At 59.2% G+C, this 21,448-nt stretch carries 18 protein-coding genes and 1 other RNA gene; 14 read left to right on the top strand and 5 right to left on the bottom strand.

The annotated features are described in order from the left end of the window. Positions 1 to 64 precede the first annotated feature (64 nt). The gene (locus tag Q0601_RS16150; protein WP_305290902.1) at positions 65 to 1,033 is read right to left on the bottom strand and encodes an NADPH:quinone oxidoreductase family protein; all 969 of its coding nucleotides are present in this window, start codon (positions 1,031 to 1,033) and stop codon (positions 65 to 67) included. A 177-nt stretch (positions 1,034 to 1,210) separates the two neighbouring features. Here Q0601_RS16150 and Q0601_RS16145 point away from each other — a divergent pair, with 177 nt between their 5' ends. From Q0601_RS16145 to Q0601_RS16090, 12 genes are all read left to right on the top strand, one after another. Continuing rightward, complete coding sequence (locus Q0601_RS16145; protein ID WP_305290901.1) at positions 1,211 to 1,567, top strand: helix-turn-helix domain-containing protein; 357 nt, start codon at positions 1,211 to 1,213, stop codon at positions 1,565 to 1,567. Between the two features lie 96 nt (positions 1,568 to 1,663). Continuing rightward, a complete protein-coding gene (gene hisN / locus Q0601_RS16140) occupies positions 1,664 to 2,449 on the top strand; it encodes a histidinol-phosphatase (protein ID WP_305290900.1) in 786 nt (261 codons plus the stop codon). A gap of 56 nt (positions 2,450 to 2,505) precedes the next feature. Continuing rightward, a complete protein-coding gene (gene mgtE / locus Q0601_RS16135; protein ID WP_305290899.1) occupies positions 2,506 to 3,918 on the top strand; it encodes a magnesium transporter in 1,413 nt (470 codons plus the stop codon). Then, the gene (locus Q0601_RS16130) at positions 3,915 to 4,466 is read left to right on the top strand and encodes a 5-formyltetrahydrofolate cyclo-ligase (RefSeq protein WP_305290898.1); all 552 of its coding nucleotides are present in this window, start codon (positions 3,915 to 3,917) and stop codon (positions 4,464 to 4,466) included. Before mgtE ends, Q0601_RS16130 begins: the two co-directional genes overlap by 4 nt. Positions 4,467 to 4,943: 477 nt before the next feature. Further along, the gene (locus tag Q0601_RS16125; RefSeq protein WP_305290897.1) at positions 4,944 to 8,591 is read left to right on the top strand and encodes a vitamin B12-dependent ribonucleotide reductase; all 3,648 of its coding nucleotides are present in this window, start codon (positions 4,944 to 4,946) and stop codon (positions 8,589 to 8,591) included. A gap of 256 nt (positions 8,592 to 8,847) precedes the next feature. Continuing rightward, positions 8,848 to 9,762 (top strand): LysR family transcriptional regulator, encoded by a 915-nt coding sequence (locus tag Q0601_RS16120; RefSeq protein WP_305290896.1) that lies wholly within the window; start codon positions 8,848 to 8,850, stop codon positions 9,760 to 9,762. Positions 9,763 to 9,819: 57 nt separating this feature from the next. Further along, positions 9,820 to 10,632: a putative hydro-lyase gene (locus Q0601_RS16115; protein WP_305290895.1), complete on the top strand. Its 813-nt coding sequence runs from the start codon at positions 9,820 to 9,822 to the stop codon at positions 10,630 to 10,632. A gap of 30 nt (positions 10,633 to 10,662) precedes the next feature. Then, a complete protein-coding gene (locus Q0601_RS16110; protein ID WP_305290894.1) occupies positions 10,663 to 11,700 on the top strand; it encodes a TRAP transporter substrate-binding protein in 1,038 nt (345 codons plus the stop codon). Between the two features lie 23 nt (positions 11,701 to 11,723). Next, the gene (locus tag Q0601_RS16105; RefSeq protein ID WP_305290893.1) at positions 11,724 to 12,269 is read left to right on the top strand and encodes a TRAP transporter small permease subunit; all 546 of its coding nucleotides are present in this window, start codon (positions 11,724 to 11,726) and stop codon (positions 12,267 to 12,269) included. Further along, positions 12,266 to 13,549, top strand: a complete 1,284-nt coding sequence (locus Q0601_RS16100; protein ID WP_305290892.1) for a TRAP transporter large permease — start codon at positions 12,266 to 12,268, stop codon at positions 13,547 to 13,549. The genes Q0601_RS16105 and Q0601_RS16100 overlap by 4 nt, the downstream gene beginning before the upstream one ends. 11 nt (positions 13,550 to 13,560) lie before the next feature. Further along, positions 13,561 to 14,229, top strand: a complete 669-nt coding sequence (locus Q0601_RS16095; RefSeq protein WP_305290891.1) for a DUF2848 domain-containing protein — start codon at positions 13,561 to 13,563, stop codon at positions 14,227 to 14,229. Beyond that, positions 14,226 to 15,488 (top strand): amidase, encoded by a 1,263-nt coding sequence (locus Q0601_RS16090; protein WP_305290890.1) that lies wholly within the window; start codon positions 14,226 to 14,228, stop codon positions 15,486 to 15,488. The genes Q0601_RS16095 and Q0601_RS16090 overlap by 4 nt, the downstream gene beginning before the upstream one ends. Before the next feature lie 117 nt (positions 15,489 to 15,605). On the opposite strand, the gene kdgD is transcribed toward Q0601_RS16090, so the two are convergent. Continuing rightward, positions 15,606 to 16,514, bottom strand: a complete 909-nt coding sequence (kdgD, locus tag Q0601_RS16085; protein WP_305290889.1) for a 5-dehydro-4-deoxyglucarate dehydratase — start codon at positions 16,512 to 16,514, stop codon at positions 15,606 to 15,608. A 214-nt stretch (positions 16,515 to 16,728) separates the two neighbouring features. Here kdgD and Q0601_RS16080 point away from each other — a divergent pair, with 214 nt between their 5' ends. Then, on the top strand, positions 16,729 to 17,979 hold the full coding sequence (locus tag Q0601_RS16080; protein WP_305290888.1) for an aminotransferase class I/II-fold pyridoxal phosphate-dependent enzyme: 1,251 nt from the start codon (positions 16,729 to 16,731) through the stop codon (positions 17,977 to 17,979). Further along, the gene (locus tag Q0601_RS16075) at positions 17,963 to 18,667 is read left to right on the top strand and encodes a FadR/GntR family transcriptional regulator (RefSeq protein ID WP_305290886.1); all 705 of its coding nucleotides are present in this window, start codon (positions 17,963 to 17,965) and stop codon (positions 18,665 to 18,667) included. Before Q0601_RS16080 ends, Q0601_RS16075 begins: the two co-directional genes overlap by 17 nt. 128 nt (positions 18,668 to 18,795) lie before the next feature. Here Q0601_RS16075 and ssrA read toward each other — a convergent pair. From ssrA to Q0601_RS16060, 3 genes are all read right to left on the bottom strand, one after another. Next, positions 18,796 to 19,151: a transfer-messenger RNA gene (gene ssrA / locus Q0601_RS16070) on the bottom strand. Positions 19,152 to 19,164: 13 nt separating this feature from the next. Continuing rightward, positions 19,165 to 19,617: a DsrE family protein gene (locus tag Q0601_RS16065; protein ID WP_305290885.1), complete on the bottom strand. Its 453-nt coding sequence runs from the start codon at positions 19,615 to 19,617 to the stop codon at positions 19,165 to 19,167. A 116-nt stretch (positions 19,618 to 19,733) separates the two neighbouring features. Next, positions 19,734 to 21,448: TonB-dependent receptor domain-containing protein (locus Q0601_RS16060; protein WP_305290884.1), on the bottom strand; the 1,715-nt coding region annotated here is incomplete at its 5' end.

The raw sequence follows: 21,448 nt of genomic DNA, 5'->3' as shown, positions 1-21,448 counted from the left end.
TGGCAGTTATATTGGCAGGAACCCGCCGTGAATCAACCTCGGAAGGCGCGATATTTGCAGCATTTTACATGCTGATGAGAATTTTACCGACAGCTTTGCGGCTGCGCAGCATCTCATACCCGTCGGCCAGCCGTGACAGCGGCAGGATCTCTCCGGCGACGGGGGTAAGTTTTCCCTTGTCAAACAACGCAAACAGCTCTTCCAGGCTTTGCCGCAATGCTGTTGGGTTCAATTCGCGGTAACCGCCCCAGTAGAAGCCGTGAATGGCGATATTTTTAACGAGCGCATGGTTAAGCGGCAATTCCGGAGGCGTTCCCGACGCAAAGCCTATGACCAGAAAGCGGCCCCCGCGCCTTAACGCCCCGAAGGCCTGTTTTCCTGACATGCCACCTACCGGATCGTAGACGACATGAACGCCGCCTGCCTTGCGCAGCTCGGCCCTGAGATCGGTGCATTCGGCGCTGTCGATCGCCATCTCTGCTCCGGCATCCGTAACGGTCTGCAATTTGTCGGCGCCACGGACTACACCAATGACCCGCGCGCCAAGGGCATGGCCGATTTCGACCGCGGTCAGTCCGACTCCGCCTGCCGCGCCCAGCACCACCAGCGTTTCATCCGGCTGCAATCGCGCCAATCCGGTCAATGCCAGATGACTGGAGCCATAGGCGATCTGGAAGCCGGCGGCCTGTTCGAAACTCATCCGGTCGGGGATCTTCAGGCAGGCGTCCCGTGGTGCCGCGATGATCTGGGCCAGCGTCCCCGGATAGCAGACCGCAACCCGGTCGCCGGCGATCAACCCGCTGCCTTCCGGCGCCTCGAGAACCTCGCCCGCACCTTCCAGCCCCGGAACGAAGGGCGGCTGGATCCGCTCCTGATATTCACCCCGCGCCTGCAGCAGATCCGCAAAGTTCAGCGCGCCGCAACGCATGCGCAGCAGAACCTCGTCCTGTGGGCGAATTGGCGGGGAAAGCTCTTCTATAGCGGGATCCTGCCCATAAGAATTCACGCTTGCGGCACTGATTTTTTCGAGCATACCTGCCTCGGGGAAAAGCTTTATTATTTCATTTAATTACACAGTTATATTCAAGGAAATTCAAGCCGCATAACTTTTTCTGTATTTTCATCCAGCTTTTGGTATGCTTTCCGAACTAACAGCCGTAGATTGCGCGGCTATGTGTAGTTCAATTTGGGATTGTAGTGAGGGTTTACAATGAAACACAGTGTAGATGTCCATGTTGGCAAGCGAATTCGTCATCGTCGGTGGATGATCGGGGTTACTCAGCAACAGCTTGCGGATAAGGTCGGGATCAAATTTCAACAGATCCAGAAATACGAAACCGGGATGAACCGGGTTTCGGCATCCCGCTTGTGGGACATTGGGCACGCACTGGACGTTCCGGTGAATTTCTTTTTCGAAGGACTGCACGAAAATGCGATGGCTGACGTCGAGGGGGATATCCTCGCCGACAAGGAGGCATTGCAGCTCGTGCGTGCATATTATTCGATTCCCGAGGCGCAGCGGCGGCAGATTTTTGAGCTGGCGCGGGTGCTTTCCAATGTGGCCTGATTTGTGAAATTCCGGTGACCGGTGTTTCTCCGGGGCTGGAAGCCATAAGCCATTGATGCTAAACCGTCATTACGGGGCAGAGCGGCGGAGGCATCCATGCAGGACACGCAACGGATCATAGATACGGCGCATGAAATGGCGGATGCGGCAAGGCAGGCGATCCTGCCGCATTTTCGCGACCGGGATCTTGCTGCCGACAACAAGCGTCCGGCGGATTTCGACCCGGTGACGATAGCCGACCGTGCCGCCGAAAAGGCGATGCGCGAGATATTGTCCCGGCGTTGCCCCGATGATTCGGTTTTGGGCGAGGAATATGGTCATAGCGAAGGGCGCAGCGGGCTGACCTGGATCCTCGATCCGATTGATGGCACCCGCGCATTCATCTGCGGCGCAACCAGCTGGGGGGTGCTGATCGGTCTGAAGGATGGCGATTCCATCCGCTACGGCATGATCGATCAGCCCTATATCGGTGAGCGTTTCGAGGGCGGATTGGGTATTTCGCGCTTTACCGGCCCCTCGGGCCAGAAGCCGCTTGCCGTGCGGCGGGGGGTAGAGCTTGGGCAGGCGACGCTGTTGACGACCTTTCCCGCGATCGGCACCCCGCAGGAGGGCGAGGCGTTCCGGCGTGTGGCAAGCCGGGTCAGGCTGACGCGATATGGGCTTGATTGTTATGCCTATGCCCTGCTTGCGCTTGGGCAGGTGGATCTGGTGATCGAAGCGGGATTGCAGCCCTATGATATTGCCGGACCTCTGGCCGTTGTCGAAGCGGCAGGGGGAATCGTCACTGATTGGCAGGGCGGCTCTGCCTCCTCCGGCGGGCAGGTCATTGCGGCGGCATCGGAACTTCTGCATCGACAGGCGCTTGAGTTGTTGAACGCCTGAAATCCCGGCTTTACACGAATTGAAACCCGACATCATTGCCTGACAGGAGATTCCGGATGAGCGAAGACGAGCGTCCCGAAACCGAAGAACTGGTTACCGAGGCGCCGTCGGAGCGCGAGGAGGATGAATTTCTTCCCCGGCGCGAATTGCTGGATCAGATCCACGAAGCGATTGCGACGGGGGACAAGGCGCGGCTGAACGACTTGCTCGAGCCGATGCACCCCGCAGATATCGCCGATATCATCGAGCGGCTGGACCCGTCGCGGCGCCGGGATTTTCTCGAGCTTTATGCGGGTGAGATCGACGGAGAAATCCTGTCCGAAATCGACGAGGCGATCCGCGAGCAGGTGCTTGAGCAGCTTCCGCCCGAGGTTCTGGCCGATGCTGTCCGCGAGATGGACAGCGATGATGTCGTCGATCTGGTCGAAGATCTGGACGAGGAAGACCGCGAAGGGATTCTGGCCGCTCTGGATGATTCCGACCGGGCCGCGGTTCAGCAATCACTGACCTATCCGGAATATTCTGCCGGGCGCCTGATGCAGTCCGAGGTGGTTACCGCGCCCGAGCACTGGACCGTGGGCGAGATGATCGACTTCCTGCGAGCAGAGGAATGGCTGCCCGAACAATTCTATCATGTCGTTCTGGTCGATCCGCGGCGGCATCCTGTCGGCTATGTTCAGCTTGGCCGGATGCTGTCCGCAAAACGCGACGCGCCGCTTGGCACATTGCGCGAGGACAGCTTCCGCACCATCAGCGCCTATGCCGAGGAAGGTGATGTGGCCTATGCCTTTAACCAGTATCACCTGATTTCGGCGCCGGTCGTGGACAAAGATGAGCGGCTGGTCGGTGTCATTACCATTGACGATGCGATGGCTGTTCTGGACGAAGAACATGAAGAGGATATCCTTCTTCTTGCCGGTGTCGGCGAGGATTCGTCCATTACCGACAGCGTGACGGAAACCCTGCGTCGGCGTATTCCGTGGCTGATGGTGAATGTATGTACGGCGATTGTCTCATCACTGGTGATTTCGATTTTCGAGACGACGATCAAGGATTTCGTGGCGCTCGCTGTGCTGATGCCGATTGTTGCCTCGATGGGCGGGAACGCGGGAACACAGACATTGACGGTCGCAGTTCGGGCGCTTGCAACCAAAAGCCTGACCACCGGCAATGTCTGGCGGGTCGTCCGGCGCGAAGCGATGGTGGGTTTGCTGAATGGACTGACATTCGCCGTGGTGATGGGAGTGGTGGCATGGTTCTGGTTCGGCGGCATGTCTCTGGCGGGCGTGATCGGTATGGCCATGATCGTGAATCTGGCGATTGCGGCGCTTGCCGGCGTTCTGATCCCGCTTACACTTGATAAACTGGGTGCCGATCCGGCTCTTGCATCAGGGACTTTTGTAATGACCATGACGGATGTGGTCGGTTTTTTCACCTTTCTCGGTCTTGCTTCGATGGTGCTGGTATGAATGTCACAGATAAAGCTGCGCTGCGTGCCCGGGCATTGGCGGCCCGCCAGCGTGCAGGCGGCGATCAGGCGGGGATCACGCGGCATCTTTCCGCTGCGCTACATCCCCATGACGGCGCGATTCTGTCGGGCTATTGGCCGATGCGGGGCGAGGCCGATCCGATTCCCGCGATGCGGGACCATTCCGGACCGCTCTGTCTGCCTGTCGTTCCGGGCAAGGCCGTTCCGTTGATATTCCGGCAATGGCAAGGCGAACCATTGGACGCCGGACCGTTCGGTACTTCGCATCCTTCCGAATCATCTCCGGTATTGCGGCCTGAAGTGTTGATCGTGCCGCTTGCCGCGTTTGATCGTGCGGGCAATCGCATCGGCTATGGCGGCGGCTACTATGACCGGACCCTCGAACTTCTGCGTTCGCAGGGGAGTGTCATCGCAATCGGGTTGGCTTTTGCCAGTCAGGAATTGCCTCAGGTGCCGGTCGAAGTCTTTGATCAGCCTTTGGATCTGATCGTTACCTGCCGCGAGATTATCCGTCCGCGCGTCGGATGAATTTGCAGCCGTTTCTGTTGCCTGTTTGCATCAGCTGTGCGCAAGCTGTGGATGATCCCGGGATAACCCTGTGGAAAACACGCGAGTATCTATTCGCAATCTTCTGATCTCGCACAAAAAACCATGGTTTGGGGGCCTCCCTGGGTGTTTGGTGTGGCAAAGCTGTGTGCGAATCCCACGGATCACGACTTGGCGATCTGTCAACGCTTAACTACTCAAAGAATGTCAAAAAAAGATGTTGAAAGCGTCACCTAAACGCGGCACTTTGTATGGTGTGGTCATAGCGGCACAAGATGTGGTGGGGTAACCCGGAAAAGCATCGCGGCTATGCCCCGGAATTTGGTTCAATGTGAAATGGCGGCGATCAGCTTGCCGAGCCCGGTCCTGTGGTCGGGTATCGGCCCCGGCTTGCTTGCGTTGTGTGGCGGATTCCGGACGAGGGACAGTGACTGAACAAAGAGACTGAAGGGGCAGGACATGAAGATCGAACGGCGCTTTACCACCGCAAAGAGTGGCGCATATGGCGAGATCGAATTCACCACGACGGTCAGCGAGATCCGGAATCCGGATGGCACGATCGTTTTCCGCAATGAAAATGTCGAGGTGCCGAAGGGCTGGAGCCAGGTTGCCAGCGACGTGATCGCGCAGAAATATTTCCGCAAGGCTGGCATTCCGGCCGCGTTGAAGCGGGTGAAGGAAAAGGGCGTGCCCGAGTTCCTGTGGCGCAGCGTTGCGGATGAGGCTGCGCTTGAGGGCTTGCCCAAGGATCAGCGTTATGTCGGCGAGACCTCGGCGCGGCAGGTCTTCGACCGTCTTGCGGGGGCATGGGCCTATTGGGGCTGGAAGGGCGGCTATTTTTCCAGCGAAGAGGACGCAAGTGCCTATTACGATGAAATGCGCCATATGCTGGCCCGGCAGATGGCCGCGCCGAACAGCCCGCAATGGTTCAATACCGGCCTGCATTGGGCCTATGGCATCGATGGTCCGTCGCAGGGCCATTATTATGTCGATTTCAAGACTGGCAAGCTGGTGAAATCCGACAGTGCCTATGAACATCCTCAGCCGCATGCCTGCTTTATCCAGTCAGTCAGCGACGATCTGGTCAATGAAGGCGGCATCATGGATCTGTGGGTTCGTGAAGCGCGGCTGTTCAAATACGGCTCGGGCACCGGCACCAATTTCAGCTCTTTGCGGGGTGAGGGAGAGGCGCTTTCAGGCGGCGGCAAGTCCTCGGGCCTGATGGGCTTTCTGAAGATCGGCGACCGGGCCGCAGGTGCAATCAAATCCGGCGGCACCACCCGCCGCGCTGCCAAGATGGTGATCTGCGACATGGATCACCCTGATATCGAACAGTTCATCAACTGGAAGGTGATCGAGGAACAGAAGGTCGCAAGCCTTGTCGCAGGTTCCAAGGCGCATGAGGCGAAACTGAACGAGATTTTCGCTGCTATCCGCGAATGGGACGGCAGCATGGAAGATGCGACCGATCCGGCGAAGAATGACGGGCTGAAAACGGCGATCCGCAGCGCCAAGAAGGCGATGATCCCGGAAACCTATGTCAACCGGGTGCTGCAATATGCGCGGCAGGGCTTCGACAGTATCGAATTTCCTACCTATGACACCGACTGGGATTCCGAGGCCTATGTGACCGTTTCGGGCCAGAACTCGAACAACTCGGTGCGTGTGACCGATGCCTATCTGAAGGCGGTGCGCGAGGATGCGCCCTGGGAATTGCTGCGCCGCACCGATGGCAAGGTGGCCAAGACCATCTCGGCCCGGGAGTTGTGGGAGCAGATCGGTCATGCCGCCTGGGCCTGCGCGGATCCGGGCATTCAGTTCCATGACACAGTGAACGCATGGCATACCTGCCCCGAGGATGGCGCCATCAGGGGCAGCAACCCTTGCAGCGAATACATGTTCCTTGACGATACCGCCTGTAATCTGGCGTCGATGAACCTGTTGAAATTCTATGTTGATGGCCGGTTCGATGCGGACGCCTATGTCCATGCCACAAGGCTGTGGACCGTGACGTTGGAAATCAGCGTGCTGATGGCGCAGTTCCCCTCGAAAGAGATCGCGCAAAGATCCTATGACTACCGCACGCTGGGGCTGGGTTATGCCAATATTGGCGGATTGCTGATGAATATGGGCTTTGGCTATGACAGCGCCGAAGGCCGGGCGATGTGCGGGGCACTGACCTCGATCATGACAGGCGTTGCCTATGCGACTTCGGCCGAGATGGCCGGGGAGTTGGGCGCTTTCCCCGGATATGCGCGCAATGCCAAGCATATGCTGCGGGTGATCCGCAATCACCGCGCCGCCGCTTTCGGCACCGATGCCTATCAGGGCGTGAATGTGAAGCCGGTCGAATTGGATGCCAGGAATTGCCCCGATCAGCGGCTGGTGTCGATCGCCCGTGAAGCATGGGACGAGGCGTTGACTCTGGGTGAGGATCACGGCTTCCGCAATGCTCAGGCCACGGTGATCGCGCCCACCGGCACGATCGGTCTGGTAATGGATTGCGATACGACCGGGATCGAGCCGGATTTCGCATTGGTGAAATTCAAGAAACTGGCCGGTGGCGGCTATTTCAAGATCATCAACCAATCGGTTCCTGCCGCGCTTGAAAAGCTGGGTTACCCCTCGAACCAGATCGAAGAGATGATCGCTTATGCCGTAGGGCACGCTTCGCTGGGCAACTGCCCGGGCATCAACCACAGCGCCCTTGCCGGTCACGGTTTCGGCCCGCGCGAACTCGAGAAACTCGAGGCGGCCTTGGCAAGCGCCTTCGATATCCGTTTCGTGTTCAACCAGTGGACCCTGGGCGAGGAATTCTGCCGCGAGACCCTTGGTATTCCCGCCGAAAAGCTGAACGATCCCACATTCGACCTGCTGCGCCATCTGGGCTTTACCCGTGCGCAGATCGAGGCCGCGAACGATCATGTCTGCGGGACGATGACTCTGGAGGGCGCGCCCTTCCTCAAGGACGAGCATCTGTCCGTCTTCGATTGCGCCAATGCCTGCGGCAAGAAGGGCAAGCGCTATCTTTCGGTCGAAAGCCATATCCGCATGATGGCGGCGGCGCAGTCCTTCATTTCGGGTGCGATCTCGAAGACGATCAACATGCCGAATGATGCGACCATCGCAGATACGCTGGCGGCTTACGAATTGTCCTGGTCGCTGGGGATCAAGGCGAATGCGCTGTATCGCGACGGCTCGAAACTGTCGCAGCCGCTGGCTTCAGCCCTAGTCGAGGATGACGAGGAGGCCGAGGAAATCCTTGCCACCGGCAGCCCGCAGGAAAAGGCGGCGATCATTGCCGAAAAGGTGGTCGAGAAGATCATCGTCAAGGAGGCCGTCCGTAGCCACCGCGAAAAACTGCCGCAGCGGCGCAAAGGCTACACGCAAAAGGCCATCATCGGCGGCCACAAGGTTTACCTGCGCACCGGCGAATACGATAACGGCGCTCTGGGCGAGATCTTCATCGACATGCACAAGGAGGGTGCCGGCTTCCGGGCGATGATGAACAATTTCGCCATCGCCGTCTCGGTCGGCCTGCAATATGGCGTCCCGCTGGAAGAATTCGTCGATGCCTTCACCTTCACCCGCTTCGAACCGGCGGGCATGGTGCAGGGCAATGACAGTATCAAGAACGCGACTTCGATCCTTGATTACGTGTTCCGGGAACTGGCGGTATCCTATCTGGATCGCACCGATCTGGCCCATGTGAAACCCGCAGGCGCAAGCTTTGACGATCTTGGCGGCGGCGAAGGGGAGGGCAAGAGCAATGTCGCCCCGATCAGCGATCAGAACGAATTGAGATCGCTGACCATGCTGAAGCAGATCAGCAGTGCGGGCTATCTGCGCAAGCGTCTGCCGCAAGAGCTGATGGTGCTGCAGGGTGGAGTGTCGGCGCGGGCCGTCTCTGGCGGTGCGGTAGAGGCCGCAATCGTACATGAGGTTGCGCCAACCGTTGTCGCATCGACCAGCATCGATGCGCGTACCAAGGCGAAGATGCAGGGTTACGAAGGCGATCCCTGCGGTGAATGCGGCAATTACACTTTGGTGCGTAACGGTACCTGCATGAAGTGCAATACTTGCGGAGGAACCAGCGGATGCAGCTGATGAATGTCATGGGACAGTCCCGATGCGGATTTTAGTCCGAGGCGGTATCAGCTCACAGGTAAGGTCCGGGGCGGGTGCGCTCGCCCCTTGCGCGGATCGGTAAACAGGCAGCAGCCATGTTCGAGCGGTAAACCAACGACCCGATCCGCGATACTGAGGGGGCCATGTGCCCCCTCTTTTTCTTGATAGACTGGCGCCTGGTCACGGGCTCATACTGACTTGACCGTTATGGATCGTGGATTAACATCGCCGTAGCATGTTTGGCTTCCGTGATATCGAGATCATCCGCGCCATCGTCCGGCATGGCGGTTTCCGCGCTGCCTCGGATGCGACGGGGCTGGCACAATCTGCGATTTCACGCCGTGTCCGGCATCTCGAGGATCGGATGAAAATCTCGATCTTCGAACGTGACGGGCGCGGTGTACGCCTGACCGCGGCTGGCCGGCGACTGGTCGACGAGGCCGAGATACTGGTGACTCAACGTGATCGCATTCTGGGTGAGCTGACGCAGGGTGTGATGGCGGGTGTCGTGCGTCTTGGCGTGGCAGAGACCATGACCCATACGATTCTGCCGCGGATGCTGACCGATCTGCGGACCCGGCATCCGCAGCTTCGCTTCGAGATTTCGGTCGATACCTCCTCGCAGATAAGCCAGCTGCTGATCGATGATGGGCTGGACGTGGCGATCATGATGCGCGATCAGCTTCCGCGCGGTATCAGCATGACGCCCTTGCCCTCGGTGACGTTGGGCTGGTTCGCCGCATCTTCTCATTTCCGTCTGCCGCGACCTGCAGGTATCGACGATCTGGCGGCATTGCCCATTGTGTCATTTCCAAAGGGCACCTTGCCCCATCGTCAGGTCGTGAACCTGTTGTCGCCAGGACGGAAAACGGCGGCGGCGATTCATGGCTCGGCCTCGCTGGCCACCGTGCTGCATCTGGTCAGGCAGGGATTCGGCATCGGCACCATCCCGCATGATATCGCGGCCGCATGGCCGCATACCGGGCTTGAGGAAATCGAGGTTCTGCCAGAGGCCCGCTTGCCTGATCTGGATTTTTCGATTTGTTACATGCCTGAAAGAAATGATGAAATCGGGCGCGAAGTTACGCGCGCAGCGGTAGAGGCCGGCGCCGACCGATCTGATAATGAGATCAATACTGCGCATAACTGAACTATTGATCAACTAAGTTCTCTTGCGCAATCCTTGTTTCATCGCAAGGAGACTGTCATGAACAATTCCGGTCTGTCCGATCCGCGTCAGTTGCGCCGTGAAATTCGCGACGGGGGGTTCGGCGGGCCGACTGCAGGACTGGGCGGTGATGCCTTGCAGGCCAATCTGGTGATCCTTGCCGCCAGGGATGCGGGCGATTTCCTGCGCTTCTGCCAAAGCAATCCGCGTCCGTGCCCGTTGCTGGCGGTCGGAGAGCCGGGCGATCCTTCCTTGCCGACGCTGGGGCAGGGGATTGATCTGCGTCACGATCTTCCGCGTTATCGCGTGTGGCGCGACGGGGCACTGACCGATGAGCCTACCGATATCGCCGGTCTGTGGCGGGATGATCTCGTGTCCTTCGCGCTTGGCTGCTCGTTCAGCTTCGAGGATGCGCTAACCCATGCCGGAATCCCGATGCGTCATCATCAGACCGGTTGCAACGTGCCGATGTACCGCACCAATTTGCCAACCCGGGCGGCAGGGCGCTTTTCCGGACCACTGGTCGTCAGCATGCGCCCGATGCGTCCCGCCGACGTGATTGAAGCGGTGCAGATTTGCGCTCGCTTTCCGCTTGCCCATGGCGCGCCCGTACATCTGGGCGATCCGGCGCAGATTGGCATTTCAGATATCACGGCCCCCGATTACGGCGATTCTCCCGATATCCGGGACGGCGAACTTCCGGTATTCTGGGCCTGTGGCGTCACTCCACAAGCCGCCATTGTCGCCGCACGCCCCGCTTTGGCAATCACGCATGCTCCCGGACATATGCTGGTCACCGATATTCCCGCCGGACGGGCCGAAGCCATGCTGACGGGCGTGTCGCCCGCTTAATAAACAAGAAAACCAACAGGAGAGAAATTCATGAAACGTATCGTCCTTATATTTGCTGCCGGAACCGCGCTGCTTTCCGGTCCGGCGTTCGCCGAAGAACTGGCCGTCGTCGGAAGCTGGAGCAACCTGCCGCTTTACCAGGATTTCGAGACTCCATTCTGGACCGAAAAACTACCCGAACTGACCGGCGATGAATTCACCGCGCAACTGACCAGCTTCGACCAGATGGGCGTTGCGGGCGAAGACGTCTACCGGATGTTGGGGGATGGGGTTTTCGATATCGGCGCAACCGTGGCCGATTACACCGTGGGCGATGCGCCCGAATTGGAGGGGCTGGACGTACCGCTGCTGGCCGCGACCGCTGCCGATGCCAGAAAAATGGTCGAGGCGGCGCGCCCGATGGTCGACGATATCATGCGTGAACGCTTTGGCGCTCAGGTTCTGGGTATCGCGCCCTATCCGCCTCAGGTGGTGTTCTGCAAGGGCGAGGTGGCCTCGTTGGCTGATCTGAAGGGCAAGAAAGTCCGTGGCTCGGGCCGGATGACGACGAAATTCCTTGAAGCACTTGGCGCCGAGGGCATCAATATCGACTTTTCCGAGGTACCCGGTTCGCTTGAACGCGGCGTGATCGATTGCGCGGTTACCGGTGCCGGTTCCGGCTACTCCGCCGGCTGGTGGGAGGTGTCGGACCATCTGATGACGCTGCCGCTTGGCGGCTGGGATCCGGTGGTGATTGCCATGAATGGCGATCGTTTCGACGCGCTGAGCCCCGAGCAGCAAGAGATCCTGACCAAGGCCGTGACGAAAAATCTGGAGGCTCCTGCATGGGATGCGCTTGAAGGTGGGCTTACGGATGACATCGCCTGTCTGACAGGTAATGGCGACTGCCCCGAGGGCGAGGCTGCCTCGATGACGCTGGTCGAGCCTTCGGATGCGGATACCGAAACCGCCCGTAAGATCCTGACGGAGGAAGTGTTGCCGGATTGGGCGACCCGTGCCGGTGACGATTGGGTCGGGCGCTGGAACGAGTCGGTCGGTCAGTCGGTCGGCATCACCATCGGCGAATAAGCCAGAAGGCGGGGATTGCTGCCATGATCGAGAATCTTCACGGCGCGTTACGACGCGCCAACCGGTTGATCGCCCTGATCCTGGGCGCGGCGCTGCTGCTGACGGTCGCGTTCATTCTGGTTGATGTGGTGTTGCGCAAATTCGGACTTGGATCGCTGGGAGGATCGGACGAGATCTCGGGCTATGCCATGGCTGCGGTCGCCAGCTGGGGCCTTGCCTGCGGGCTGGTCGAGCGCGCCCATGTCCGTATCGACCTGATCCGCCAGAAACTTGCCAGGCCAGGCCGCGCATTGATGGATATCTTTGCGATGATCGTCACGAATGGCGTCGTGCTGCTGATTGCCTGGCAATGCTGGCCGGTGCTGCAAAAGACGCTGGCGCGGGGATCGCACGCCAATACACCGCTGGAGACGCCCCTGTGGATCCCGCAAGGGATATGGTTCTCCGGCTGGCTGTGGTTCGCGCTGACCGCTACCGGGCTTTCGCTGATCGGCATCGCCTATCTGGCCCATGGCCGCCGTGCGGAGTTCGAGGCCGCGCTGGGAATCGGATCGGAGATCGAGGAATGATCTGGAGCGTCGCGTTTTCCCTTCTGGGCCTGATGGCTTTGACGATCCCGGTTGGTATCGTGTTGTTTCTTCTGGGTATCGGTGTCGGGCAATTCTATTCCGCCTTCCCGCTGCTGCGTGGTCTGGGGCAGGTGGTCTGGTCGTCATCTGCTTCTTCGACGCTGATCGCCATTCCCCTATTTGTTCTGCTGGGCGAACTCCTCGTGCGCGGCGGCGTGGCCGAGCGTACCTATGCTGCGCTTGATAAATGGCTGTCATGGCTGCCGGGCGGGCTGGTGCATGCCAATATCGCCACAGCGACGATGTTTTCCGCCACGTCGGGTTCGTCGGTTGCCACTGCCGCGACCGTCGCCACGGTAGCCATGCCGCAGGCCGAGCGGCTGAATTACGATCCGCGGCTGTTTTCCGGTGCCATCGCGGCGGGCGGCACGCTGGGGATTCTGATCCCGCCCTCGATCAACCTGATCGTCTATGGTTTCCTGACCGAAACCTCGATCCCGAAACTGTTTTCGGCCGGGCTTGTTCCGGGGCTGCTGATGGCCTTGGCGTTCATGGCAGTTACCGCCGCGATTTGTGCTGCCCGTCCGCATCTGGGCGGTCCTTCGCGGAGTTTCGGCTGGAATGAGCGGTTGCAAAGCCTCGCCCAGCTGATCCCGATCGTCATTTTGTTCCTGGTCGTTATCGGCTCGATCTATGCCGGTTGGGCCACGCCCACCGAATCGGCGGCCGTCGGTGTGGTGATGGCGGCGCTGATCGCGGTATTCATGGGGGACGGGTTAAGCCGGGCTGCGATATCCGACGCGCTGCATGGCACCATCCGTATCTCGGCAATGATCATGCTGGTGATCGCCGGCGCTTATTTTCTGAATTTCGCCATGACTTCGGCGGGGCTGGGCCGTCAACTGAGCCAGTTGATCCAGGGCTCGGGCCTGTCCCCGTTCGGCACGTTGCTGCTGGTGGTTGCGCTGTATCTGGTGCTGGGCTTCTTCATCGAGACCCTGTCGCTGATGGTCGCAACCATTCCCATCGTCGTGCCGATCATGGCGGGGCTGGGCTATGACAAGGTCTGGTTCGGCGTGTTGTTGATCGTGCTGATCGAGATGGCGCTTATCACTCCGCCTGTGGGGCTGAATCTGTTCGTCGTCCAAAGTACCCGAAAATCGGGATCGCTGAATGACGTCATCATGGGGGCGATTCCCTATGTATTGGTGATGAGCGCGATGCTTGCCGCGCTGATCGCTTTCCCGGGGCTGGCGCTGTGGCTGCCCTCGATCTTGTGAAAGGAGACCGTATGCGCTTCACCCTTGGCGACACGCCGCTGGATCTGGATCTGTCCCATCTGGTCATTGCCGGCTGGACCGGCCGGGACCGGGATGCCATTCAGCATCATATCGAGGAACTGGCAGAGATCGGCGTCAGCCCTCCTTCGGCGACACCGCTTTTTTACCGCGTGTCAGCGGCGCTGTTGACCACCGCGTCAGGGATTCAGGTGGTCGGCAACGCATCCTCGGGCGAGGTCGAACCGCTGATCGTGCAGCATGGTGAACGGCGCTGGCTGGGGCTGGGTTCGGATCATACCGACCGGGCGCTCGAGGCGCATTCTGTCGCCATGTCCAAACAGGTCTGCGCCAAGCCCTGCGCGACAGAGCTGTGGGCATGGGATGACCTGTCCGACCGGCTGGAGGAGATCCGGCTGGAAAGCTGGATCGAGGAAGACGGCGCATGGTTGCCTTATCAACAGGGAACGCTGGCGGCGATTCTGCCGCTGGCGGAACTGATCGAAGGTGCCTCGCTGTCGCTGCTGGCCGGAGAGGGCGCGGTTGCGATGATGTGCGGCACCTTTGGAGCGATGGGCGGAGTCCGGCCGGCGGCGCGTTTCCGCATGGCCATGACCGATACAGGGACGGGACGACAGATTTCGCATGAATATGTCACGACTGCCTTGCCGGAGGTCGCATGACCGACATGCTGCGCCAGAAAGCCGAAGCTGCGATTGCCCGGGTAGAAGGATTGCCCGACCATATTCGCCGCGCGATTTTCACCGAATTTTCGCCTGATCGTATCCGCGCCGAGCTTGAAATATTGGCTGCGCGTCACGCGAAAGGTGAAAACATGCCACTTTTCGGGACGCTTGTCTCGGTCAAGGATCTGTTCGATGAGGCGGGGCAGGTGACGGGTGCAGGATCGCGATTATTGGCGGATCGCGATGCCGCGGTAACCGATTCCCTATCTGTCCGGCGGTTGCGGCAGGCGGGCGCATTGATGTTCGGTCGGACCTCCATGTCCGAATTCGCTTATTCCGGTGTTGGCCTGAACCCCCATCACGGCACCCCCTCGAGCGCATTGGTCGAGGGGGTGATCCCCGGCGGTTCATCCTCCGGCGGTGCGGTGGGGGTGGCTTTGGGGCTGACCGACGCGGCTATCGGCACCGATACCGGTGGTTCTCTGCGCATTCCTGCGGCCGCGAATGGAATCTGGGGAATGAAGCCCAGCCAGGGGCTTGTCGATGATTCCGGGGTTCATCCGCTTGCGCCAAGCTATGACACGCCCGGCCCTATGGCGCGCGATTTGCCGCTGCTGCAGGCGATGCTGAGGGTCATGGCCGAAGAACCGCTGACTGCACATATGCCCGAGCGCCTGACTCTGGCTGTGCCGCACGGTGCCTTTACCGATGGCCTTTCTTCTGAGGTCGCGGGGCTGTTCGATACCGAACAGGCCCGGCTGCGCGCGGCGGGGCATGTGCTTGAACCGGTGGACATGACCGCGATCGGGCAGGGTGTCGGGCTGAACAAGATCATCGTCGCGGTCGAGGCATATCGGATTTATGCGCAGAGTCTGGCGCAGCTTGACGTGGTCGGCGACCCGCGTGTGCTGGCCCGGATCCGGTTTGCCGAGACCTTGTCATCCGCGCAGATTCAGGATGCCTATGCTGCCCGCACCGAAATCGTCGCGAGGTTCGATCAGATTATGACCGGTTTCGATGCTGCGCTGGCCCCGACCCTGATGCAGATGCCCCCGACCATTGCCGAAACCGAGACCGATTTCGACCGTTTGAACGCCGCGATGCTGCGCAATACGTCGCTGGTCAATCTGGCCGATGGCTGTGCACTGGCGATGCCGACACCGGGGATCGACCCGCCTTGGTCAATGACCATGCTGATCGGTCGCAAGGGTGCTGATGCGGCGCTTCTGGCCGCTGCGGAGCGGCTGCAAGCCTGAAAGCGCGGCGTTTGCGGATCAGGCTGCGCGCTCAATCACGAGCGACAGGAAGCCTGATCGTGAGCCTTGCATTTCCGACGGCCTCCCCGTTACTTCCGCATAGGGGAAGGCGCGGCATCAATGTCCGGGAAGCGCGGCAATCAATTCGGCAAGCTCGGCTTCCTCGGCCCTGGTCGGATCCACGAGCGGGGAACGAACCGGTCCGGCGTCAAAGCCCTGCAGCCTCACACCCGCCTTGATCAGCGACACTGCATAGCCGGGGGCCCGGGAACGAAGCGCCATGAACGGATAGAAGAATTGCCTGAGATAGGACTCGCAGGTATCGGTGTCGACTGCGCGGACGGCTTTGTAGAAATCGACAGCAAGCTCAGGGACGAAATTGAATACCGCCGATGAATAGGTGGTAAATCCTGCCGCCAGATAAGCCTCGGCAAATAATTCTGCCGTAGGCATTCCGCCGAGATAGGTCAACCGGTCCCCGATCGTAGAGGTGATCTGCCGCACCAGACCCATCTCGCCGCTGCCATCCTTGAGGCCGATGAGATTCGGGCAATCATCGCATAGCCGCGCGACCGTATCGGCTTTGTAAATGGCGTTGTCGCGGTTATAGATCATGACCCCGATCGAGACGGCGTCACAGACTGCCCTTGCATGCGCGTAAAGCCCTTCCTGCGGAGCATCTATCAGGTAATGGGGAAGCAAGAGCAGCCCGTCTGCGCCTGCAGCTTCGGCCTCTTTCGCGATGGAGATGGCGATTTCCGTTCCATAGCCGCAACCGGCAATGATTGGCGTATCGCCAGCTGCCTCTTTTGCCGCGCGGGTGATGGCCGGCAGTTCCGCAGGGGTAAGCGAGAAGAATTCGCCTGTGCCGCCCGCCGCAAAAAGCGCGGCCGCATCGTAACCCGAAAGCCATTCGATATGGCGTTTGTAACTATCCTCGGCAAATTTTCCATTCTGGTCGAAATGCGTGACAGGAAAAGACAGCAGCCCGGATCCGAGGCGTGTCTTGAGTTCATCGGGATTCATCGGTGGCGCTCCTTCCAGGCGGAAAATCTCATTGGTCAGATAGACTATTGCGTTCGGTGGAAGTCAACAGTTGTATGATGTCTGTTTTTATGCTGGTCTCGATCAAGCGATGACCGAAACGGCACGCCATATTTCCTTCGGCCATGCAAGCAAAGGCCGACCATCCAAACGGCTCGTGACGGCGGGCTTGCATGTTTTCAGAAAGGCCGCAGGCATGAATTATGAATCGAAGCGCGCGCAGCTTATCAAGCCATCGCCCGCCATCTCGGTGTCGATACAGGCGAAAGAACTGACCCGGCAGGGCATCGACGTGATCGATCTGAGTGTCGGCGAGCCCGATTTCGATACGCCGATGAACATCATTCAGGCCGCTACCGAAGCCATGAAGGAAGGCCAAACGCATTACACGGCGCCCGACGGGACCCCAGAACTCAAGCAGGCGATTGCGGACGCGTTCCGGCGGGATCAGCGGCTGGACTTCGCCAATAATGAAATCACTGCTGGCAATGGCGCGAAACAGATCATCTTCAATGCTCTGATGGCGACCTTGGAGCCGGGGGACGAGGTGATCATTCCGGCTCCTTACTGGGTGTCCTATACCGATATGGTTCTGCTGGTGGGTGGTGCGCCCAAAATCGTCGAATGCCCCTACAACATGAATTTCAAGCTGACGGCTTCGGCGCTTGAAGCGGCGATTACGCCCAGGACCCGCTGGCTGTTTCTGAATTCGCCCTCGAATCCTACCGGCGCAACTTATAGCAGGGAAGAGTTGGGCGCGCTGGGCGATGTGATCAAGCGGCATGAGAACGTGATGGTTCTGGCCGACGAAATTTATGATCAGATCCAATACGGCGATGCCTTGCCTCTGTCTTTCCTGGCTGCCAATCCCGGCCTGAAAGATCGGGCGCTCATCGTCAATGGCGTCTCCAAGGCCTATGCGATGACCGGCTGGAGGCTGGGCTATGCAGCCGGCCCGGCACCGCTGATCAAGGTCATGGGAAAGATCCAGTCGCAATCGACGTCGAATCCCAGTTCGGTGTCCCAAGCGGCGGCGATCGAGGCTTTGTCCGGTCCGCAGGATTTTCTGGCCGAGGCCCGGGCCGAATATGCCGCGCGTCGAGAGATCGTTTTTACGGCTTTGGAAGCAATCCCGCAGTTGCGGGCGCCCCGTCCGGATGGCGCCTTCTATGCCTATGTCGATTGCAGCGCCCTGATCGGACGTATCGCGCCGGATGGCAATGTCCTTGAGAATGATGCCGATGTTGCCCGTTTCCTGTTGAATACCGCCCGGATCGCGGTCGTGCCGGGGGTTGCCTTTGGCATGTCTCCTTATTTCAGGATGTCTTTCGCCACCTCGCGCAAGGCCCTGGAGACGGCATGCAGCCGGCTTGGCCGCGCGGTGCAAGATCTGTTCGCTACTGCGGCAGGCCAATCGGAAAGGGGGGCGAATGCTGGGCAAACGTGAAAGTCTTGCGTCGCAGCTTAAGAATGAGCTGCGCCGGAAGATCGAAGACGGGACCTACAAGCCCGGCGACAGGATTCCTACGGAAGGTGAACTTTGTGCCGAATATGGTGTCAGCCGCACGGTTGTGCGCGAGGCGGTGGCATCCTTGCGGGCGGATGGGCTGCTGTTGCCACGTCAGGGAATCGGTGTGTTTGTCAATGAAACCCTTACGCTTCGACCATTCGCGATCTCGATGCTGCCCGATGCCGCAGTAAAGGAAATCATTCATATCCTTGAATTGCGGCTGAGTGTCGAACTGGAAGCCGCCGCTATGGCAGCCACACGCCGCACAGAGAAGCAACTGGAAGATATCCGGATTGCGCATAACAGGATAGAAGCATTCGAAAGCTCGGACGGGACGAATAGCGGGCAACTTGATTTCAACTTCCACAAGATGATCGCGCGCGCATCCAACAACCCCTATTTCGAAAAATTCCTTGAGTTCCTGGGCCCGCAGATCATTCCACGGCTGCGTATTCATGCCGGAGATGGTGATGCAATGCGCAGGAAATGGCAGGCAGAGCATCTGGCGCTGATCGCGGCAATCGAACGTGGCAATGCCGAGGCGGCGCGCAAGGCGATGCGCGATCATCTTCGCGACAGCCTGGAACGCTATCGCAACTCGAAACCCGCCGGTGCTGTTGTTTAAGTTCGGGCATTATTGGTCATCGCGCTCTACAAATCAGTCGGTGCCAGATTGCGCAGAAACTGTGGGCGGGGCATCGCGATAGCCCATGAAGCCAATTCTCTCAGGCGGTCGGCACAATGGAGGGGTAAAGTGCAGGATTCTGTTGCCAGGCTCCTGCGGGCCCCGCCTGAAGCTGCTAGGCGTCAGGGCTTAAGGTTTCGGTTTGGTTACTGCTTACGCAGCAACGGCCACCGGAGCACGGTTGTCATTGGCAACTGTACATTATGCACCGATAACGGTGGTCGCTCACCGGGACAAAGCAAACCCCTTTAGACGTTCGTCGATCCTGTTTCGGCCCCAAATACCCCCAATGAAGGGTTATATGGTGGAGCCGCCGGGTACCGCCCCCGGGTCCGATCCGCTTATTACGAGCGCGTTTATGTCCATAGCCCGACCGAAGCCGAACAAGATGGATATAGAGCCTCGCACTCGCTGCTGCAAGGTCCGGCTGATGTTGGTCACGGTTTGATATAGGCGAAGCCCTCGGCCTGTAATTTGCCCAGCTCGGCCACGCCTGAGGGCACGATATCTTCTGGCCAGACGTCGAACAGATCAGTTTCCGGGTCGATATTACGCCCGGTCAGGGTATTGTTGCAGACCAGAAACTGCACGCCATCATTTTTCAACCCGGCGATAATGCCCTGCAATTGCTGATCATCCACAGCGGCTTGCAGCAATTCCAGCCCGTCGCCATGCATGATGACGCGCAGATCCAGATTTTCTGCGCCAACCGCGTTGATATGATTTCGGATATTGTTCAGTGCCGGTTTGTATCCCGCGCCGTCTTCGCCGCCATCACTGTTGATGTGATAGACAACCTTTTGTGGGGCATAGGTTGCCTCGGCATGGCTGATGCCGATAGCCGCGATCCAAAGGCCAAGTGTGGCGGCGATGATTGTCAGAATCCGCATGATATCTTTCTTCTCCATCTACTGCCTGGACGGTGATTGCCAGGGACGGGATATGAAACGGGGCGCATCGCTGTCAAAGCGCGCGCCCCGCAACTCCGTTACTTCAACCCTCTGGCTTAGAAGTCCACAGTTACCCCAAGCGAAACGGTGCGCCCCGGAGCATAGATCGGCCGGATGCCACCGCCACGTTCACTATTCGCAGCATAGCTTGAGCGTTCGTAATAGGTCTTGTCGAACAGGTTATCGACATTCAACTGAACCACGACATTCTCGTATTGTTGCGGACGCCATTGCGCATAGGCATTGACGACGCCGTAACCTGCGGGCTCTTCAAAACCGGCTGCGGTAAGATAATCGCCGCTCATCTTGTTGGCCAGTTCGATATTGCCGCCGAGTTTCAGGTTATATTGCGAGAACTCCTGGTCGACATAAATCGACGCGACCTCGCCGATCGGGACGACATCACCGCCCTCGGGCAGGATTTTCTGGCCATCCGCGGTCAGTTTGGCTGCGGTTATACTCGCGCCGACCCGGCCCGAACCCCAGCTGTAATTGCCCTGAAGGGTGATCCCTTTGCTGCGGTATTCCTCTTCGATATTGTCGAGATTGTTGATCTCGCCACCAGCCGTTTCATAATAATACGCGTTGGGCAGGTTTTTCAGCCTGGTATCGAAGAAGGTGATATTTCCGGTCCAGTTATCCTGCGAGGCATTGAAACCGATCTTGTAGTTTTCCGAGCTTGCAGGCTTGAAACCGGGTTCGGTGATCGTGTTGCTGCCACGGGCATGAAGATAACCGTATTCGCCAATGTCATAGCCCAGCCATGTTCTGGATGCGCCGGCAAAAACCTCGTAGCCGGGGGCGAATTCATAGGACACCGTGCCGTTCACGCTAACCCCCGAATCGGTGAAACGCTCGCCATTCCAATCCGTGAAGCGATGATGATCCAGCCGCAGGCCCGTGGACAGGTCGATGCCGTTGGAAAACTCGAACCGGCCCTGAACGAATGTGCCGATCTGCGCGGTTTCCAGATTGTGGATGCGCACATATTCCTCGCCCGTCGGTAATCCATCCCTACCGATGATGGGACCGCTTTCGTAATTATCGATGGTATAATCGGCATAAGAGAAATCGACGCCCGCCGTGATCGTGCCCTGACCAAGCTGAAAGCGGTTCTTGAACACGCCGCCGAACCCTTCGGCCTGCATGTTCATATCGCCATTCGTTCCGCCCTCGATATAGTCCGGCCGATCATATTCATTGCGATTGAGATAGATCAACGCTTCGGGATCCCAACTGGCCGTGGGCGCCGTCTGGGTATAGCGCAGGCTCAGCGAGTCGCGCGTGACTTTCAGCGGATAAACCGCGCCTTCCTCGCGCGGCAGGTCGAAATTCATCTTGGCGGGGCGGTCCCCGTCATCGACGGCATGTTCATAAGCCATTTCGACACGGTGGCCTTCGAATTCATAGCCAAGCTTGACCAATGCGCCGGTGACGCCGGTTTCGGAACCCGCGATTTCATCGCCGTCACCGTTTTCATAATCGTCGCCCTGTGCGCTGTGCAGCATGGCGAACCAGTCAAAGCCATCATAGACGCCATAACCCGCAAGACTGGCCGAAAACCCACGCCCGTTCGAACTATAGGACAATCCGGCTCGCCCGCCCTGACTGCGCCCGTCAGTCAGCAGGTCGCGGGCGCCAAGGGTCTCGTACCGTACCGCGCCGGGGGCCGCGCCCCCCCCCCCCCACCCCCCGGGGGGCCCCGCCAAGCCAAACCCCCCCCGGGGAAAAAGGGGGGGGGGGGCCAAAGGAACCCCGGGGGGGGACGGTT

The organism is Paracoccus wurundjeri (assembly GCF_030678915.1).
In the GTDB taxonomy this organism is placed as follows: Bacteria; Pseudomonadota; Alphaproteobacteria; order Rhodobacterales; family Rhodobacteraceae; genus Paracoccus; species Paracoccus onubensis_A.
Note: the sequence above shows the minus strand (reverse complement) of the source record. Positions and strands in the feature narration are given on the sequence as shown.

Excerpts from the sequence above, each read along its gene's own strand:
- Q0601_RS16090 (WP_305290890.1), top strand. The coding sequence starts at position 14,226 with ATGACCGACATGCTGCGCCAGAAAGCCGAAGCTGCGATTGCCCGGGTA.
- Q0601_RS16105 (WP_305290893.1), top strand. The coding sequence starts at position 11,724 with ATGATCGAGAATCTTCACGGCGCGTTACGACGCGCCAACCGGTTGATC.
- kdgD (WP_305290889.1), bottom strand. The coding sequence starts at position 16,514 with ATGAATCCCGATGAACTCAAGACACGCCTCGGATCCGGGCTGCTGTCT.
- Q0601_RS16065 (WP_305290885.1), bottom strand. The coding sequence starts at position 19,617 with ATGCGGATTCTGACAATCATCGCCGCCACACTTGGCCTTTGGATCGCG.
- Q0601_RS16120 (WP_305290896.1), top strand. The coding sequence starts at position 8,848 with ATGTTTGGCTTCCGTGATATCGAGATCATCCGCGCCATCGTCCGGCAT.
- mgtE (WP_305290899.1), top strand. The coding sequence starts at position 2,506 with ATGAGCGAAGACGAGCGTCCCGAAACCGAAGAACTGGTTACCGAGGCG.
- Q0601_RS16125 (WP_305290897.1), top strand. The coding sequence starts at position 4,944 with ATGAAGATCGAACGGCGCTTTACCACCGCAAAGAGTGGCGCATATGGC.
- Q0601_RS16100 (WP_305290892.1), top strand. The coding sequence starts at position 12,266 with ATGATCTGGAGCGTCGCGTTTTCCCTTCTGGGCCTGATGGCTTTGACG.
- Q0601_RS16150 (WP_305290902.1), bottom strand. The coding sequence starts at position 1,033 with ATGCTCGAAAAAATCAGTGCCGCAAGCGTGAATTCTTATGGGCAGGAT.
- Q0601_RS16075 (WP_305290886.1), top strand. The coding sequence starts at position 17,963 with ATGCTGGGCAAACGTGAAAGTCTTGCGTCGCAGCTTAAGAATGAGCTG.
- Q0601_RS16095 (WP_305290891.1), top strand. The coding sequence starts at position 13,561 with ATGCGCTTCACCCTTGGCGACACGCCGCTGGATCTGGATCTGTCCCAT.
- Q0601_RS16110 (WP_305290894.1), top strand. The coding sequence starts at position 10,663 with ATGAAACGTATCGTCCTTATATTTGCTGCCGGAACCGCGCTGCTTTCC.
- Q0601_RS16130 (WP_305290898.1), top strand. The coding sequence starts at position 3,915 with ATGAATGTCACAGATAAAGCTGCGCTGCGTGCCCGGGCATTGGCGGCC.
- Q0601_RS16145 (WP_305290901.1), top strand. The coding sequence starts at position 1,211 with ATGAAACACAGTGTAGATGTCCATGTTGGCAAGCGAATTCGTCATCGT.
- Q0601_RS16115 (WP_305290895.1), top strand. The coding sequence starts at position 9,820 with ATGAACAATTCCGGTCTGTCCGATCCGCGTCAGTTGCGCCGTGAAATT.
- hisN (WP_305290900.1), top strand. The coding sequence starts at position 1,664 with ATGCAGGACACGCAACGGATCATAGATACGGCGCATGAAATGGCGGAT.
- Q0601_RS16080 (WP_305290888.1), top strand. The coding sequence starts at position 16,729 with ATGAATTATGAATCGAAGCGCGCGCAGCTTATCAAGCCATCGCCCGCC.